The following is an 18,117-nucleotide window of genomic DNA, read 5'->3' as shown; positions in this document are numbered from 1 at the left end:
AGCAAGTCATTCTGATGAGCCTTCAGGCGAAGAAGAATCTCACCTTTGCTTTTATCTAATATTCCCCTTCCTGGAAGGGGGAAGCCAAGCAGGGGATTTGAAACATTATCCTGCCTGAAACTTCCCGGAACAGGGATCACCTGGAAAGCAAAGAAAACTCAGGAATCCCCCCAGCCCCCTTTTACAAAGGGGGAGCAAGGGAAAACGTAAAATTAGAACCAAAACCGAAACTTGGATTTATCCCGAGCCGGGAACATGTCTTGAGGGAAATCGAAATGAAAGATTCATTGTAGTGACAGTTCATAAGCCGTTTGTCGAAGGACCCGTTAGCCGACCGCAAAGTCCACCTGGCGACTGTTCTCCATCTGTGGAAGACAAAAACGGGGAGGCCCGGATGGACCTCCCCGCTGTAGTGCTTACGTCAAACGCTCTGGTGACTACTTCATAGACAACTGATCATCACTCGGCAACTGAGCGGACTTCCCGGAAGGAGTCGCGCCACCCAGAGGCAGAATTGACCGGTCGCCCTTCGGCAGAACCTTGAAATACCCCCACTGCCCTGCCTGCTGGTAAGGCGTGCGGGCGTTCAACCAGAGGTAGGTCCCCGGTACATGATACGTACCGCCGGCACCGTTCAACAGGAAGGCCTGGATGTATTCACCGGCGCCAAATTCTTCGACGTCGATCATATCCGAACCGTTCTGTTTAATGTGGCGCCGCCATTGGTGACCGTCCAGATTGAACATCTGGTTTTGCTCGTTATGAGCACCAAAGACGTTGATCATCACCTTGTCGCCCGCATGGGCTTTCAAGGTCGGAGTAGCCGGCATGCTGTCCGCTGCGACACAAGGTGTGAAGATGTTACCCAGCTCACAACCTTCGTCTTCGCGGTACACCCACGGCTCCAGCCGGTAATTCACACCTGTCAGACCTGCAACGTTCTGCAGGTAAGGCATGAAGGACGTTCCAAGGATGTTGTCCTCGTCCTGGAAGTACAGGGAGAAAGAACGGTAGTTCTCGATATCCTTGTTTTCAGGATAGGACTTGTCGACAATGACGTCGGCTTTCCAGGAATTGCCCATCGTGATGTCTTTACCCGTTTCCGGATCACGATAGACAGAACCCCGTGGGCCGATGATGATACCGCCGAACAAACCGTGACGGACATTCATCAGGTTGCCAAAGTCCCAAACCAATGCGCCATTCAGATAGTAATCCGGATGTGCATAGAAGGTGTAGGTTTTGGACTTGCCCGGTGCTACCGTCTGGTCGCCCGGGTTGTTCCCGACGTTAATGCCCTGGCTGTCCTTTGGATCGAACGCCATGTTCTGAACGTGCAGGGAAGATTTCCCCTCTTTCATCCGATTGGTCAGTTTCACCTTCACACAATCGCCTACATTGACATGCAGGGTCAGTGGGTGAGGCTGAACCTCACTGGAAGCAACTTTCTTCACTTCACTTTCGAGAGCAAAGATTTTGCCGTTCGGATTGGCCAGAATCAGCTTCCGCTCAAAGTCAACTTCGATCACGTCTTCCGTGTTCGGGTTGAACTTGAGCGCCTTGTCGATAGCGACCACACTGAAATTCTTGACCGGAGCACCCTTTTCACAAGGCGAAGTTTTTGCCTTGAGAATACCGCGAGTGCCTTCAAGAGGCTTCAGGTCTTTCTGCGGCTTGTCAAAAACCCGCATGATGGACCAGGAACCTTCCGACAGATGGGAAGAGCGACCATCAAAAATCAGGTAGTCGCCCGGCATCTGCTGATAACCACCCGCTGTTGTAGCCAGGTCATAACGTTCTGCAATCCCGATGTGAATGGTGTTGACCACACGAGAATCAGGATCGTAGCGCTCAGGACGAAACCCATGGCCGGAAACATTGAAGGTATGGGTTTCGTTCATCATGCCGTGCAGAATGCGGAACACCACGTTGTCACCCAGGTACGCCCGAAGCATTGGTGTATCAGGATCGCGGTGAGCCTTACTGCTGAAAATCATGGACGGATCTGAATTCGCTTTCAAACGCGAAGTTAGAGACGCCGCACGGAAGTTAAAACCGCCACCGGAAGTATGCGTCCCACCATTAAGGTATGGAAACGCCACTTCCAGCATATCAGTTGGCATCTGAAAGGAAATTGATTGTCCCGCCGCAATCGCGTTCTCACGCGACATCCCAGGAGGGTTCCCTTCAGTCACTAACTGGGCGGTGTGAGGCACTGTATCGTGAAGCTGGACAACCAGTTCACGGAAGCTGCCGTTCCGCCCATAGGCGATTGGCTCCGTACCATGGATATCGGCTACGGGGCCGCTGCGAATTTCTTCGCCTGTGGCTGGATCGTGATACGTAGACCCCCAGGGCTCTACGATCGTGGACCCGATACCGCCGTGCGGCCAGGTCGTGGCACCAAAAGCGTGATCGTGCCAGAACACCAGACCGAGATCGGCATCCACCCACCAGCGGTACCGGACGTATTCCGCAGTAACGATCTGACCCTTCTTATGAGGATGAGTCATGCCTTCAGTGAAGGTGATCGTGTACTTGTAGTCCTTTGCCGTGTTGGGCTTGGGTTCAATCTTTTCAATCCACCGTGCATCCTTACCGTTGGGAACTTCAATGCCCACGATAATGTCAGCACCTTCGTGGAACATGGTGGCATGGTGCGCCAACTCAACCTTTACCGTTTTGTCACCCGGTTTGGTGTCCTCCAGAACCTTGGCATTCATCGGTACCGGCATGCCCACATGGTGGCCATCTTTTTGTTTCTTTTCAAACTGGCGATAGGAACGCATTGACTGGTCGTAAGAGAAACCAGAGATAACGCCATCAGACGCCTGATTGTCGAACTGGAAGAAATGCGGATGGATGTTGATCTTCGACATCTGGAAGTTTGTGAAGTCATCATCGTTCCATTCACTGGAGAGAAGCACATCAACGCAGTCATAAACGTTAGCGCGAATTACCAGTGGGATCGCTTTCTTCGGATCAGCTTTTACTTCAGCCATGTCTTCATCGATGACATAGATCAAGCCGTACTTATCAATGATCGGCTTGGTGTCACCATACGCCCCGGAAAGTTCAATCGGAGTGTTGATGAAGTGCAGGTTGTACTGCTTACGGCCTGCACCTTCCGGGCACAAGCTCCAACGACCCTGCTCACCCGGTTTCGCGGGTGCGCTGCTTTCCATTGACGCATCAGAACGACCACTTCCGGATTCTGTCTTGGAAATGATTTTGTTGTCCCGAAGGTTATGAAAAGGCTCAAGCCAGGGAGCTCCACCATGATGCCGCGCAAACGGAACGCGCTTGCCAAAATGCGGTGTCATGTGAGGCCACGCCAGTTTCCCGTTGGTCGGATGGAACTGAAGCGGGAAGCGCTTGCCAGGCATTGGCGATTTGTACTTCGCCATTGCATAAGTCGCTTCACGCTCAGACATGGCCTTGTTGCCATTCCAGGCGTAATCCCAGACGGTCCCGTCGTAAGCCAGAATCTGGCCTTTTTCATCGTCGGTGTGTCCGGGCTTGCCCTGGGGCGGCAGCATCTGTTTGACCCAGTCGTGGATGTTTACAACTGGAACATCCTGGTCCCACTTGCTGTCTCCACTGCCAACCAGTTTGAACTTCTTACCGTACCAGTTCATGGTTTTGCCAACCAGAGTATCGGAGTGCACACCTTTTGGGATGTATCCTTTGCGATCTGGAAGCTCAACCAGGGGACGCATAACGTCAGTACTGCCTTTCGGATAGTTACCATACTGCAGTGTGTTGTACACACGCCAGTAACCCCACATACCCGCAACATAGTGATGCGCTACGTGACAATGGAACAGAAAGTCCCCTGCCAGCTTCTGACAAAGACCGGAACCACACTCGGTTTCCAGATCAATGGCTTCAGAAGGCCCAATAACTTCCACGTCAACGCGGTCAGTTGTGGTGCGAACAACAGGGTATTTAACAGGACCGTCGTAAGCAGCAGTCAACAGGTTTTCGATGCCTGGCTCCCGCTTTGGAGAACGGGTCCAACGAATCGTACCGCCGTGTGGATGATGCGAATGGAACACTTCACCGCCACCATGGATCAGGCGGAACTTTACAGGATCCCCCATGTAAGACCTTGGAACGGTCGTGGGAACGTCTGCAAAAGTGTACGAACTGTAGGCCAGTGATTCATCTTCATAATGAAACATCTTCTCCTGAACCGCCAGATTATTGATCCCGAAAGGCTCAGAGCGATAGTTCATTGCGCGGGCAGAAGGACGGTAAGCGTCGGTCTGCGGATCGCGCTGCGGAATCATCTCTCCATGGCGGTTGAGCGGGCGAAAGGATTCGTCGCCAACTTCATGATAGAACAGCGCGAACTCACGAAAGTCCTTGGTGTCCTTGTGAGAGATCATCGCCATCCAGCCATTTTCGAGCGGCTCTCCGGTCCACGGGTCGAGGTATTCAGAACCGCGCGGCTCAACAATGAAAGCACCGATCAGACCCAGAGAAGAAGGATCGCGTCCACCATGACTCTGAATCAAATGACTGCCTTCCTGCTCGTCAACCGGAATGTACCATTCGAAGTTCTGGGTTTCACCAGCCGGGATGATCGCACCCGGTGTGGCCGCCGTATTGGGCTGACCGGAGTCACTGATGATCATGGCAGAGCCATTGACCTGAAAACCCACCGATTCATCTTCAACTTGATTGGTGACCTTGAAGCGAACACATTCCCCCTGATTCCCACGAATGGTCATCGGAGAAATCGCATCGCCCTGCAAACCAGTGGACACAGCACCCGGATCCAATTCATCCTCTCGAGCCGCAGCGTTCTTTTCTTCTTCCGCGCGAATTTTAGGGATATCCTTGGTCAAGGCAAACATGTAACCGGGAAAATAATCCCCCCACTGATTCAACGTGATTTCCACGTTGATGGCAGTGATGTCATATTCCCTGGTAGGAACGCCCGCCGGGCAATGCCCGCCCTGACGAACTTCACTGGCTGCTTCCGCTGTCGGTCCCAACAGATAACCGTTTTGCAACTGATGGGCCGCCCAGGAATCATGAAAACCACCGCCGGATGACGCAGGCGAAGCATGTTCCTTTAACTTCCCCTTCAGGCGATCCATCAAGGACATGAATGTCTTGTCCAGACGTTTCTGATCGCCCACCCTTCCTTCCATCATTTCTTCGTACTGCACCTGGTTTTCCAGCTTTTCCAACCAGATGGGTCGATCCACTGAACCTTGTCCCTTCCCATGACCCTGATGAGGATTACCCCAAACAGTTGCCACAGGGAAGATCAAAGCCAGAGCCAACATAACGACCAAATAGCTTGGCACCTTCCTCATTTGTAGCTCCCTCCTGAAAGGTATGACAAAAAAAATTCTTCTACCTATAAAAACACTATTTGAACCAAGGATAAAAATAGTGCCTTCATCAAATTTGACAGGCCTCTGCTCTAGTCAGAGTATGGGCCATTGCATTGTTGATCCGATTTGAAGGCAATTTATTCCATCAAACTGTATGAAAATTTCTATTTTGGATAGACTTGTAGACTCAAGCAGGGAAGCGAACACGGACCAAGCCGCCTAACCTTAGTTTTTTCAGAAGTATGGAAACCAAAATTGAAAAACTAAAAGTTATTGAAGCTCAACTGAAATATCTGGGAAGAAAATGCAGGAGGAAAGGAACTATATATTTAGCTTGCCATTTCTGGACAGTTTTCTTTTCAAGTTGACTTTGGCGCGGGCTATGCGGGACATGACAGTGCCCATAGGCAAGTCCATAGTCGAAGCGATCTCTTTGTAGGATTTTTTCTCAAAGTAAAACATTTTAATGGGGAGTTTCAGGCGGGGTTCCAGAGTTTCAAGCACTTCTCGGATGGAGTTCGCGGTTTCATTGTCCAGAAACTCCTGTTCGATATTGGTTTTGCCCCCGAGAGCGCTGCTAATAGAATCAAATTCAAGAAATGTTTTCTTTTTTGTTTTTTCGATCTCTTTTAAAAACAGGTTTCTTAATATGGAAAAAAGCCAGCTTTTAGCTTTGGCTTGATCCTTAAGTTGCTCAAAATTCTTAAAGGCAAAATAATAAGTCTCCTGGGAAAGATCTTCAGCATCCTGCCTCCTACCTGTCATTCTGTAGGCGCACCTGAAAATCAAATCCAGATGAGGCAGTAAGTGCTTTCGGGCTTCCTCAGAGGAACCCTCTCCAATATTTGTGGCGAATTTTTCCAAAAGATACCAGCATGAACTTTGAATTTTGAAATAGCCTGAGTTGCAAACCAAATCTGCATTTTCAGACATAACTATCGAGATTATATAAGGGAAATTATAAGATACAGGCCAAAAAATCAACGGTTAATTCGCAAATCACTTTAGACAATCATTTGAGTTCTTTTTCCAGAACAAAATGGTATAATTAAATGCATTAAGTCAAAAAGGATTACCATGCTCGGACCGGTTTGCGAACAGATTACAGACAAAGAAATTCTCGATATTTCCCTTAAAATTGAGCGGGAAGGCCAATATTTTTACGAAAAACTGGCTGAATTGGTCCCCATTCCTGAAATCAAGGATTTTCTTTCCCATATGGCGCAGGAGGAAACGCGCCATGAACGCCAATTCATTAATTTAATTGCTGAAAAAAAGGGGAAAGACTATGGCTGGGATGATAATGAAGAATTGCGCGAAGCTGTAGAAAAATTATTTCAGACTGATATTTTCCCAGATATTGATGAATGGGAAAGGGAGGAAAACCCTTTTCCTTCCGTAAATGAAGCTATTGAGTTTGCTATTGAGGCAGAAATGATTTCGATGGAGTTTTACAGGCTCCTGGGCGAATTTTGCAACAATTTAGAGGCTAAAACAGTTCTGGCTATGTTGGAAAAAGCAGAGATGGAACATCTCCACTATATGAAGGCACTACACGCAAAATACAGCACTCCCTAATCCCCACTCGATCAGTTTTATAAACAACGATTCACCTCCATCTTATTCCCTGGAAACTCATCTTTTCATTCAACAAGTTCTCCGGCTTTAAAGTCGAAGTACCTTTCATTAAAGCACCCTCACCCCGGGCATACAGAAAAAAAACACCAATTGTTTATTATTATACCTTTCTTTTTATAATTCCCTGCCTTAGCCTAAAAAATGGAAATGTATTGTTTAGTCGATTGCCTGAGCGGGCTAAAAAGTTAGCGCCCGAGGCTTCTTCCAAGACTCAACATTTCCTGATTTACCCTTATGGTTTCACCAGGCTCATTTAACTTCCATTTTTTTAAAGTTGTTAACTGAGAAAAAAATTCAGATTTACTTTCGACATACAAGGCATCTCCATAAAAATAAAAATTTTCTACCTGGGACATGTCTTGATATTTATTATTTCAGGGAAGGAGAAACTATGCCATGAAAACCACTTTTGAGCCAAGAGGGTCGGCCTTGTCCCTAAACAAGCCTGTTGACAAAACCGGATGGACCCGACGTTTTTTCGGAAATGGGAATGGAAAGCTCATGGGTTCTATTTCAGGGCTTAAAGCCTGCCTCGACAACCTGGACACAAATGTTTTCATTGCAGATAAGAACCTGACGCTGGTCTACATGAACACTAAAGCAGAAAAAACCTGCCGAGTAATTGAAAAGGAGGTTTTTGAAAATTTTGGTGTTCAAATCGACAATCTCCTGGGGGGATCCATCCATCGCTTTCACAAGGATCCTAAAAGAGTAGAAGCGATTTTAGAAAATCCGGCAAATCTTCCACATTGCGCAACCTTCACCTTTGGAAACGTTTCTTTAAAAACCCAGATCAATGCAATATCGGCCACGAACAAAACGGTACTTGGTTATATCGTCAATTGGGAAGAGGTTTCAAAACAGCTGGCGCTTGAAAAAGAAGCCGAAGAATTGCGGACCAATGAACAAATGAGGACAAAAGAACTCCAGGAAAAAGTTGATCAAATCCTTGAAGTTCTTAACGCAGCCGCAGAAGGAGACCTCACGAAACAGTGCAGTGTTGTTGGCAAAGACGCTGCGGGACAGGTTGGAGAAAAACTCTCCAGGTTTCTCGTGGACCTTCGAACACAAATCTCTGCGATTGGGTTCAATTCGGGAAACATTACTGAAGCCGGGGGATTATTGAAAGAAGTCAGCATGCAGTTAACCGCAAGTGCAGAAGAGACCTCCGCCCAGGTGGAAGTGGTTTCCAAGGCAACAGAACTTGTCAATCAAAGTGTTTCAAGTGTTGCTGCAGGGGCAGAAGAAATGGCCGTCAGTATCAAGGAAATCGCAGTAAACTCCACACAGGCAGCGCAGGTCACACTCGATGCTGTGTCAAAGGCTGACGAAACCAATCAGAAAGTATCCCGACTTGAGGCCAGCAGCGAAAAAATCGGGCAAGTCATTAAAGTGATTAATTCAATTGCAGAGCAAACCAATTTGCTTGCGTTGAATGCAACAATTGAGGCAGCCCGGGCCGGGGAGTCTGGAAAGGGTTTTGCGGTTGTCGCGAACGAAGTCAAAGAATTGGCAAATCAAACTTCACAGGCAACCGGTGATATCGGAGGGACCATTGAGGAGATCCAGATCAATACGCGAGAGGCTACGCAGGCTATAGAAGAAATCGGAACTATCATTGGGAATATTAACGACATCTCTTCCACAATCGCCAGTGCAGTCGAAGAGCAAACCGCTACTACCAATGAAATGTCGAGAAGCCTTTCTGAAGCAGCCCGCTCTTCAGCAGAAATTTCTGAAAATATCAAGGGAGTTTCCCAAGCGGCTCAGGAAACCTCAGGAGGCTCTATCAACATTCACAAAGCGGCGGAAGATTTAACAGAAATCTCCCATATACTTGAACAGGTAGTGGGCAAGTTCACTTTTAAAAGCGAATCAATGACATTAATGGATTGGAACGATGCCTTAAGTGTGAACATACAGGAAATTGACAATCACCATAAAAGACTGATTAACCTGATCAACGATGTTTATCGTGGAATCATGCTGGGCCATACTGAAGGCTCAATTCATCAAACGCTTGACGAACTGGTCAGTTTCACGCAAAAACACTTTGCCTATGAAGAAAGGTTATTTGGCGATCACAGTTACCCGGACCGGGATGCTCATAAAGCAAAACACGAGGAGCTGCTCAGTCAGGTTGGAGACCTGGCAAACCGCTACAAATCAGGTGAAGCCGGAGTCGGAACGAGAATGATGACTTTTCTGAAGGACTGGCTGGTGCAACACATCATGGGAACGGACCAGCAATACACAAGTTTTCTGAATAACAAGGGAGTGGTTTAAAGTAATAGTTAAAAATCAATATTAAAAGGCCCGTCCTGCTGCAAGGATGGGCCTTTTATATCAAATTTATCAAAAAAAACTGCTATTAATTTTTCTGCATCGCACCCGATATATTCTCAAGCCAATTCTGCTTCACTTATTGACCTGACAATCGCTTCACCGATTCGTTTGCTGAAAAGCCGTTGCTGATCATATCCCCAAAGTATCTCCCAGGAGTTTTCTTTATAAATATCTGCCAGCGGCAAAGCCACGTCTTCAAGCATCCACTGACCGTGGCGCTGATCTTCTTTGATATGTAAATCCCAATAACCGATCGCCTGATCAGACAGCCCCAAACGTTTCCCTGCTTCAAGGTAGTTTTCAAAAGCAGAAGGAACAGACACTTCTGTATACAGCAAGGCTCCCACATAGCGAAGAAAATTTCGTTTCCTTTCGCTAAGGAAAAAACTATGGTTGATATTAGCAAGCACTTCCCAGGGCGCGAGGTCCCTGTATGCCTCCGGCTCAGAGTTCATGCCTAGTTCCACCAGCATGGCAGAAAAAAAGGATGAATGTTTTTTAGCTAACCTTCCCCCACCATATTCTTCCAGTAAAATCCGGGTGAGCATCGATTGAATCTTGTTACCGACTCCCCCTAAAACCCGGGAAAGTTGACTTGCCTCCACCAGTCCGTCCAGAGAGGCGATCCCCAGTAAATGACGATATCCCTCAAGAGACATTTGATCCCTGAAATATTTTCCCGTTTCATCTGGTTTGGTGGCAAGATCTTCGGCCACCCTTTCACGTACCGTGGCTTCAAATTCCTGATGTTTCAAAGACTCAAAGTCTACCTTTTTTGACTCCCACTCCTGCCACTCTGATTCGATCTTCGATCGGACAGAAGAAATGTAAACAGACGTCTCATTCGTGTATTCACTGAGGTCGTCATACCAGAAGAGCTTGAGACGATTTATTCGATATAAAATTCTGTGAAGAAACAGGTTGGCCTCTTGCGCATCTCCTTCGTCACAAAAGGCTTCTGCAATTGCCACCTCCAACACATCTTCAAAAGATTCTCGAACCGAACCCACCTTATCCAGATGCTCATCGAGGTTTTTAAAACGCAGCAAAGAATCAAACTGCTCTTCCGTTTTCTTGAAATCTATTGCTTCTGCCGAACCACTTGTGGTGTTCTCTTGAGACATTGTCAGTTTTTCCGGAAATGTTTTTCCCATGAATAGCTATTTCAAAGCCATTTTTAGGGGGGAAAATGAGGATGAAGATTTCTATTTTAATTTTCAAACTAACAGTTACTATAACAACTGCTCCTGGCGAGGTCAATTCAAGTAGCATTAAATCCTAAACTTAAAGAGGGTCATGTCTTTTGAAATTATTGATTTAAGTTTTGATAAAAACTCACCTACCAATGAAATTTCTTTCGCAGCAACTGTTCTTGAGGGCTTGTCCAAACCAGAAAAACAACTGCCCTCATGGTTGATTTTCGATGACAAGGGAAGCGAAATATTTTCTGAAATAGTAAAACTTGAAAACTATCATCCTGCTATCTGCGAAAAGAACATAATTCACACAAACAGAAACATTATCACCGACATCGTTGAAGCCAATCCTCTTCAACTGATTGAATTAGGCGCGGGGGATGGAGAAAAAACCCTGCCTTTGATCGAACATATATTAAATATAGACCGTCGGCTTCACTATATTCCCATTGACATTTCCCCTGGCGCTATAAAAAACCTGGTTTCCAGACTGAAAGCTGATCAAAAGGACCCTTCCCTTAAAGTAACCGGGGTGATCGGAGATTATTTCGATGGCCTTACGAAGTTTTCCAAAAACAAAGCACAAACCAGCCTGGTTCTTTACCTCGGGTTGACCCTTGGCAATCAGGATTTATCTGAAGCAGGTATTTTTTTAAAACGTGTCTCAGAAACTTTGAACCGGGGTGACTTCATGCTGACCGGTTTTGATCTGTTCAGTAATCCAAAACTTCATTACCAGATTTACAATGACCCTCAAGGGCTATTCGAGAAATTCAATCTGCATCTCCTCGAAAGAATCAATCAGGAGCTTGGAGGCAATTTCCAAATTGAAAACTTTGCGCAGGAAGGACACTATAACTGGCGTACCCGGTCAGTAGAAAGCTACGTCTATAGCCTGAAAGACCAGACTGTGAAAATTGAAGCTTTGGACAAGGAATTCTTTTTTAAACAGGGGGAGGGCCTGCAAACTGAGCAATCCTACAAATTCACTTTGGACGAAATCAAACAACTTGCTGAGGACAATGGGTTTGAAATCGTGAAAAACCTGTTCGAAACCAATAATAAATTCGTCAATACAATCTGGCGGGTTTTATAATTTTTTTCTTTCAAATCTATGGTTACAGGGAAGCCTGCCAGTCTTCCTCAAATTCTTCTAAAAACTCATTTGCTTTCAGACGAGCATTGAGATCCTTAGCAGAAGCCGCCTTCTTTAGTAATTGGAACACCTCCTTTTCATCACCACTGAATAACAGTTCTTCCATGAGATACCCCGAATTTTTTTCTGAGAGGGCACCTCTCGCCCATCTTTTAAATGCCTCCAGAACCTCAGGTTTTACCAATGGAAACTCCTGCGCGCCCAGACCTTGCCCCAGGAGATCAATTTCCCAAACTGCTCCTTCCTTAGTTTCTTTCTGAATCAGCACATAAGAAAAAGGACTTAAAATATTTTCAAGAGCCTCCACAATATTCAATCCATTAAAGTTTAAACTGACCGGCTCAGACAACCCGGGGGCATTCTGAGTCCATTTCAAGGGAATTTTTTTCGAAATAGCCCCAAGAATTTTATCCCGGGAAACCTCATCAACCTTGAGTTCAATCCTCTGTACCGGATTCACATTAATTTGAAGATGGAATTCACTGGATGGAAAGGCAAAAGCTGCGGCCGAATACATTAAAACTCCTGCCACAAAAAATATTAACCGCACTAAAACCTCCTATAAATTTAAAATCACTTTTCAAGAAAGGCTATACAAACTCAAGCGCATAAATGAAAGAGGCCGGGAGGAATCTCCCAGCCTCCCTTTGACAGGTAAGAATTTATTTTTGCTCCAAGGTCTCCAGCCAAAGAAACTGGGTTTCGCCTGTTGCATCCTCAACACCATCATTATCCGTGACTGCGTAGGCATTCCCATCGGAGCCAACAACGAGCCCTTCTACCTTATCCAGGACCCAGCCATTTGCAGACTCCAAATCAGGAAGAAGATCACGTCTGAGTATTTTCGAAACTACTGGAAATGCCCCTCCTTGCGGCTGGGATGTCAAACCTTGAATAGAAAATTCATAAATTTTCTTAATTGTTGCATCCGGACCTCCTTTATTATCACGTTCAATTACAAGAAAGGTAACCTCGTCCATTGCAACAATTTCTGACAGACCAACCCATCCCCCCGCAGGTGAGGCAGGAGCATCCAGCGGATAATAAAAGAACCGCCAATCTCCAGTAGAAGGAGAATATTCCCCAACTCGCGCCAATCCAGCAGGATCACCCTCCCATTCTCGCTGGAAAGCGACAAATACACGTTCTTCCCCATCACTCTCCGTCGCCGCAACACCCTCAAACCCGTGGTTTTTGGCCAGAGCATTTACACTTGCCGGGAGAGAAATTTCTTCCAAAATGTTTCCAGTTGGAGAAATTTTTATTAGCAGGTTGTCCGCAACACCAATCTTTCCTTCTGAAACCGCCCAAAAGGAGCCATCTGTTCTCTGGACCAATCCTTCCAAATCGTAGGCCACTTTAGAACCATTTTTTAGCAACGTAATTGAGCTCGTGATTTTTGCAGGTTTTTGACTTACATCAAGTGAATACAGTTTGGATTCCTTATAAAAACTATCATGCACCGTAAACAAACGGTTTGAATCATTCCGGTCCGCTGCCAAGGCTGAAAGAGCACCCCAGGGGATAGGGAGTCCTGAAGCATCCTTGCCAGAAACAATGGTCGGGTAATCAACGGGTCCTTTCTCCAACTGGTAAAGGGATATCATGGAGCGGATGCCACCTGGCTCGTCATTTTCAGCAGCTACTACAAGAAGTTTTCGTTCCGGTATTGCCAGTAACCCCTCGGGCCCGATTCCTGTAGGAAGCAACTGAAGGAATTCGGGCTTACGCCCCAGTCGTGCGTGATATACGGAAACAAAGTTTCCTCTCTCAGAACCTACAAAAATAAAATAACGGTTTCCATATCGACCCACCTCCACACCTTCCGGTTCCGTGCCTTTATTTTCGGACCTGCTTTCAGGATAGTGGCCATGGGTAACCGCAAGGTGTTCGATCTGGTTTCCGGAGTCAAACAGAACCTTCCCATTTCGTGTAAAAATGGAAAATCCACGGCTCCCACCATTCAGATCCCCTTCATTTGCCGTAACAACCCAGAAATTACCCAGCCAGGCAATGGCATCTGGTTCCCGGGGAACATCCGAGAGCGATCCAGTAAGCTTGATCACATCCTCTTCCAAAGTATCGATGTCTTTTAAATCCACCGTACCGGCAGGGAAGTCTCTCATTACCCTCAAACGACTCAGGCTTACCAAAACAATATGATTGTTCTCCTGAAGAGTCACCGCGGCAATGCCAGATCGATTAATCGAAACAAATTCCGGTTCAGGGTCTGCAGGCGCAAGATCAGAAAGCCCCGTCAGGAGAACATCCTTGACTTCCCAGTCTTCCACAGGTCCCCTCAGGCGAATGACCTGAAGCAGGCCTGCCGGCAATTGAGGAAGTCCTCCTTCAACGCCATTCACGACGAGATCCTCATCCCGCTCATTTTCGATGGCTATTGCTAAAAATCTTTTTCTTGGGCCCACTGCAACTGAATCTGGCTGCCCTGCCAGAGGAATTTTGCGGATTATCCTGCGTTGCAAAACATCCACCACAGCCAAAAAACCTGAAGGTTGTGTAAAGTCCTGGGAGGTATTTACACCTACCAATGCAAGGTTTCCTGCCACAGAAACCGAGGTGGGTTCCCCCTCAACCGGGAGAGTTCCCAGAGGTTGAGGCTGCCTGGGATTGGTGATGTCCACAAAACCCAGAACCTCTCCCGGACTATCGGTATAGATCAGGGTATTTCCATCTTCTGTCACTTTGATTATTTCGGCAGCCGTTTCCTTATCAGGATCGCTGTTATTCAAATACACTGGAAAGTTGGAAATACGCTGAAAGACCTCGCCTCTTTTAAACAAACTTCCCGGATCTTGATTTTCTGAAGCTGGCAAACTCGTTGGGAACAGCAAGGTAGAGAGAAGCAGCCCCCCCAGCAACATATTTGTAGAAGAAACTTTCATTTGAATTGGACCTCCAGGGTTTTAAAAAAAAAGTATAATTCTTTTAATGGAGGAAATTTAATCGTGCTCTGATTGAATCATATTTGCAAACAATCAGAAATTATCAAAAACCCTGTTAGAATCCGGATTGTCTCTAAAAATCAAACCTTGCAGGTTATTGTCAATTCCTACAAATCAAAGAAACTCCCATCTAAAAACAACGGGTGTTCATTTATAAGTTCATCCAATTCTCCTTGCTATTGTCTGGAAAATTTTTTAGGTTATTCTGTTTGGACAACTTATTTCGAAATCATTCCTTTTCATTCAAACTTTTTTTTTAAAATGGCAAAAAAACTCTGCGCAGGCTTCTTTTCAACTTTCCTCATCCTAAGTGCTTCAAGCGCCGGAGCTGCCCTAAAGACATTAGACCTTGAATCCGAAACATTTGAGGGTCCTCCTGTTTTAAAGGCCAGTGAATACCTGCCTAAGAGTTTGTATAAAAGCCCTTTTCATAAAGTGGAAGAAGATATTCCGACCGCAGGCTTCACCAATAAGTACAGGTTAAAATCCAAATACGGTAATTTCCAGCCACGCGGGAATTTCATGCTGTCCCGGCGGGTGAGTGAAATCCATGCTATTTCCCGCTTGAAAAAAATGGAAGACAGCGATGCCTTTGCCAAAGGGGTGGAAAATGCAGCTGAGGCCCCTTTCTCCATTGCCAAGGAATTCATCAACGATCCCGTGGACACCATCGTGGGGGTTCCCAAGGGAATCTGGCGGTTTATGGAGAACGTTGGGGAGATGACCAAAGGAGGGCGCAGCAAACATGAAGAGGGTATCACCAAGGAACTGATTGGTTTTTCCTCTGCCAAACGAAAACTCGCCTACGACCTGGACGTCGATGTGTATTCCAACAACAAAGTGTTGCAGAAAGAACTTAACAGCGTGGCCTGGAATGCCTATAGCGGCGGATTCATTATTAACGCAGCCATGTTGGCCGGACCAAAATTTCTTACTATCACAAAAAACGCAGACCGGCTGAACAAAATGTTACGTGACAGCTCACCTGAAGACATCCGACGCATCAATCGGGAACGCCTCATGCGTATGAATATGGAACCCTATGTGGCCGAGAGCCTCCTCGACCACCCACAGTACTCTCCGCGCCATGAAACTTTCCTCGCCGGTTCACTTTTCGAAATGAACGGTGTGGATGGTCGGGCGGACTTTGTGGAGCAGGCCGCCAAAGTCAAGTCTGTCGACGCCGCATTGATTTTCCAGAAAATGGCCGAGTTGATGTACGAGTATCACAGCAAGGTGATGGAAATTGAAAGAATCGTCATCATCCGACGCTTTCCTTTGGGTGTGACCCGGGAAGGAAATTTATTCATGCCATTTATCTGCGACTATGAAGTCTGGTCAGAGCAATTGGCAAACCTGGCCACCGAACTGGTCGAACAATACCCTGAAATTGCAGGGACAATTGACGGCATTGAAATGTGGTCCACCGGAAAACTTTCCGACAAAGCCAAGGAAAAGCTAAGCTACATGGGATTTGATATTTATGAAAATGCGTTTGGCAGGATGAAAAACCTGGAACGCGGCACTACCGGAGTCGACACCTGGCACACTCCTTAACTTTTCTTTTTACAGTCCCCTCCCCCAGAAAATTATTTTCCGCTGTGGCTTGACGCCCCAAATTTTCAGTTTTATTTACTAGCAGGAAGCATGAAGAAGAAATACCGCGGGCCCGCAGACCCCTATAAACATGCTCTAAAACTATTTTAATGGAGGTTTGCCATGACACTTGTAACTTATGAACCAAAACATTTTTTGAGCGATTTCTTTGGAAACGAAGGCTTTTTTCCGAAAGGCCTCAAGGACCCGTTTTATGGAAACCCGGCAGGAGACTTAAAGGTCAACGTCAGTGAAGACGAACACGGCTACCACATGTCAGCCGTTGTCCCGGGTTGGAAAGAGGATGAGGTCCATCTGGAAGTTAACGACGACGTCCTGACACTTCGCGGAAACCACGAAGAAAAAACAGAAGAGGACAAATCAGAATTCAAGATGCGTGAATTTGTGCGCCGCAGTTTTGAAAGGAGCTTCCGTCTGGGAGACCATGTCGATCAGGATCAGATCTCCGCCAAGCTGGAGGAAGGCATCCTGAATATACACCTGCCCAAAAAAGAGGAAGTTAAACCAAAAACTCAGCGAATTAAAATCAATTAAAAGCTCTAAACTTGCAGTGTGAAACCGGGTCCTTTTGGGACCCGGTTTTTTATTCGAAAACCTTAAGAGATATTCATCAGGCTCACTCGAAACAGGCTATTCTGGAATAGTGAATAACGGAAACCATCAACACCTGACCGACCGTAGTTTGTTTAAATTTTTCGGGTAGATTGGGGTTTTAGCATTGCCAAGAGATTTCACATTTGTTGTATAATGAGTGAAAGGTGCTCCCCAGATCGAAACTTTCAGGCAGCCCCCTTAGCAAGAGCAAACCCTTGAAACTTATGAAGTTATGGCGAGCTCAACATACAACAATTGAATCCAAAGCAGCCCATTTTTCAAAAGGGCTCTTTGTGCATCAATATCTTTACTTTGAAAAGTTTCCGAAAGGACATCCATGAAATCCCTTGCGCTGATTAACGCCAAAGACATCGAAACCATATTGATGGCGCTCAACGACGCAATCTCCGATATGAATATCGAGCTCAAAAACCCGATCAAGGAATCGAAAAAAAACGAAATCCTGGGTTACAAGGTGAAGTACATGCGGGTGTTTGAAAAACTCAAACAGAACCCCTCCATCTACGCACTTGCAGAACACGAGGTCGATATCGCAGCAGGCGGACTGAACGATTGCATCGAATTACTTGAAGAGAATATGACGGACGATCTGGACGATCAGGAAAAATCTGAAATCGTCTCTTATAAAAACGAATGCCAGCGACTGATCGACATTCTCGCGGGATAACCTGCCTACCTTATAAAGTTCACGTAATACCCGTAGCCGAACATCCAGGACGTGATTCCCAAGCCTGCGACCATACACAGAACCCAGGCCTTCTTACTGTTTCGGTCCATACCCTTCTTGTCCTCATACATTATTGAAGAATGGACCAGCATCCCCATAAAAAATGACAGACCAAAAAAGGCCAGAATGATCACCAGGATCATGGAGGGTGAAAACTCCAATGCATTTGTATCGATACCCAAGGTCTATCCTCACTCTTTCCAGGGTTTGAACCGGGGAGCCTTAAGATTTGTTCCTTGAAGACAAGGTAGTGAACAACCTGATTCAGTGCTCAAAGAAAACCGGATTCCGCGATATCCAGAAACACCAGCAATTCGCTGAAACCCATAAGCAGAATAAAAGAGCCAATCAAACTTACCGTAACCCACACCATAATCTGCAAAAATTCTTTTCGTGTACGAGTTTGCCGGACCCAACTGATCACCAGCGTCAAACCAAGAATCAGAAAAATACAAATCAGGTAATATCGAATTGAAGTCATCTCTCAATTTTACCAGCATTCGGTGAC

Annotated in this window: 13 protein-coding genes; 6 read left to right on the top strand and 7 right to left on the bottom strand. The window is 46.2% G+C overall.

What is annotated here, in order from left to right; all coding sequences use genetic code 11:
• Window positions 1-437: 437 nt before the first annotated feature.
• Window positions 438-5,330, bottom strand: a complete 4,893-nt coding sequence (locus tag G3M70_12215; protein QPJ62594.1) for a hypothetical protein — start codon at window positions 5,328-5,330, stop codon at window positions 438-440.
• A 342-nt stretch (window positions 5,331-5,672) separates the two neighbouring features.
• Window positions 5,673-6,284, bottom strand: coding sequence for a sigma-70 family RNA polymerase sigma factor (locus G3M70_12210; GenBank protein ID QPJ62593.1), 612 nt, complete (start codon window positions 6,282-6,284; stop codon window positions 5,673-5,675).
• Window positions 6,285-6,428: 144 nt separating this feature from the next.
• Here G3M70_12210 and G3M70_12205 point away from each other — a divergent pair, with 144 nt between their 5' ends.
• Window positions 6,429-6,929, top strand: coding sequence for a ferritin family protein (locus G3M70_12205; GenBank protein QPJ62592.1), 501 nt, complete (start codon window positions 6,429-6,431; stop codon window positions 6,927-6,929).
• A 456-nt stretch (window positions 6,930-7,385) separates the two neighbouring features.
• The gene (locus G3M70_12200) at window positions 7,386-9,275 is read left to right on the top strand and encodes a bacteriohemerythrin (protein QPJ62591.1); all 1,890 of its coding nucleotides are present in this window, start codon (window positions 7,386-7,388) and stop codon (window positions 9,273-9,275) included.
• Window positions 9,276-9,391: 116 nt separating this feature from the next.
• Here G3M70_12200 and G3M70_12195 read toward each other — a convergent pair whose 3' ends face one another.
• Window positions 9,392-10,459 carry an iron-containing redox enzyme family protein gene (locus G3M70_12195; GenBank protein ID QPJ62590.1) on the bottom strand — a complete coding sequence of 356 codons (1,068 nt, stop codon included), beginning with the start codon at window positions 10,457-10,459 and terminating at the stop codon, window positions 9,392-9,394.
• A 172-nt stretch (window positions 10,460-10,631) separates the two neighbouring features.
• Between G3M70_12195 and G3M70_12190 the strand changes: the two genes are divergently transcribed.
• The gene (locus tag G3M70_12190; GenBank protein ID QPJ62589.1) at window positions 10,632-11,627 is read left to right on the top strand and encodes an L-histidine N(alpha)-methyltransferase; all 996 of its coding nucleotides are present in this window, start codon (window positions 10,632-10,634) and stop codon (window positions 11,625-11,627) included.
• 22 nt (window positions 11,628-11,649) lie between these two features.
• On the opposite strand, the gene G3M70_12185 is transcribed toward G3M70_12190, so the two are convergent.
• Window positions 11,650-12,237 carry a hypothetical protein gene (locus G3M70_12185; protein QPJ62588.1) on the bottom strand — a complete coding sequence of 196 codons (588 nt, stop codon included), beginning with the start codon at window positions 12,235-12,237 and terminating at the stop codon, window positions 11,650-11,652.
• A 112-nt stretch (window positions 12,238-12,349) separates the two neighbouring features.
• Window positions 12,350-14,569 (bottom strand): esterase-like activity of phytase family protein, encoded by a 2,220-nt coding sequence (locus G3M70_12180; protein ID QPJ63802.1) that lies wholly within the window; start codon window positions 14,567-14,569, stop codon window positions 12,350-12,352.
• Between the two features lie 342 nt (window positions 14,570-14,911).
• Here G3M70_12180 and G3M70_12175 point away from each other — a divergent pair, with 342 nt between their 5' ends.
• The 3 genes from G3M70_12175 (at window position 14,912) to G3M70_12165 (ending at window position 17,549) form a co-directional block, all read left to right on the top strand.
• Window positions 14,912-16,207, top strand: a complete 1,296-nt coding sequence (locus G3M70_12175) for a hypothetical protein (GenBank protein QPJ62587.1) — start codon at window positions 14,912-14,914, stop codon at window positions 16,205-16,207.
• Window positions 16,208-16,369: 162 nt separating this feature from the next.
• Window positions 16,370-16,801, top strand: coding sequence for an Hsp20/alpha crystallin family protein (locus G3M70_12170; protein QPJ62586.1), 432 nt, complete (start codon window positions 16,370-16,372; stop codon window positions 16,799-16,801).
• A gap of 397 nt (window positions 16,802-17,198) precedes the next feature.
• Window positions 17,199-17,549: a hypothetical protein gene (locus tag G3M70_12165; GenBank protein ID QPJ62585.1), complete on the top strand. Its 351-nt coding sequence runs from the start codon at window positions 17,199-17,201 to the stop codon at window positions 17,547-17,549.
• A 5-nt stretch (window positions 17,550-17,554) separates the two neighbouring features.
• Here G3M70_12165 and G3M70_12160 read toward each other — a convergent pair whose 3' ends face one another.
• Together G3M70_12160 and G3M70_12155 are read right to left on the bottom strand one after the other, a co-directional pair.
• The gene (locus G3M70_12160) at window positions 17,555-17,752 is read right to left on the bottom strand and encodes a hypothetical protein (protein ID QPJ63801.1); all 198 of its coding nucleotides are present in this window, start codon (window positions 17,750-17,752) and stop codon (window positions 17,555-17,557) included.
• A gap of 128 nt (window positions 17,753-17,880) precedes the next feature.
• Window positions 17,881-18,090: a hypothetical protein gene (locus G3M70_12155; GenBank protein QPJ62584.1), complete on the bottom strand. Its 210-nt coding sequence runs from the start codon at window positions 18,088-18,090 to the stop codon at window positions 17,881-17,883.
• Between the last annotated feature and the right edge of the window lie 27 nt (window positions 18,091-18,117).

It is taken from the genome of Candidatus Nitronauta litoralis (assembly GCA_015698285.1).
Taxonomy (GTDB): Bacteria; Nitrospinota; Nitrospinia; order Nitrospinales; family Nitrospinaceae; genus Nitronauta; species Nitronauta litoralis.
Note: the sequence above shows the minus strand (reverse complement) of the source record. Positions and strands in the feature narration are given on the sequence as shown.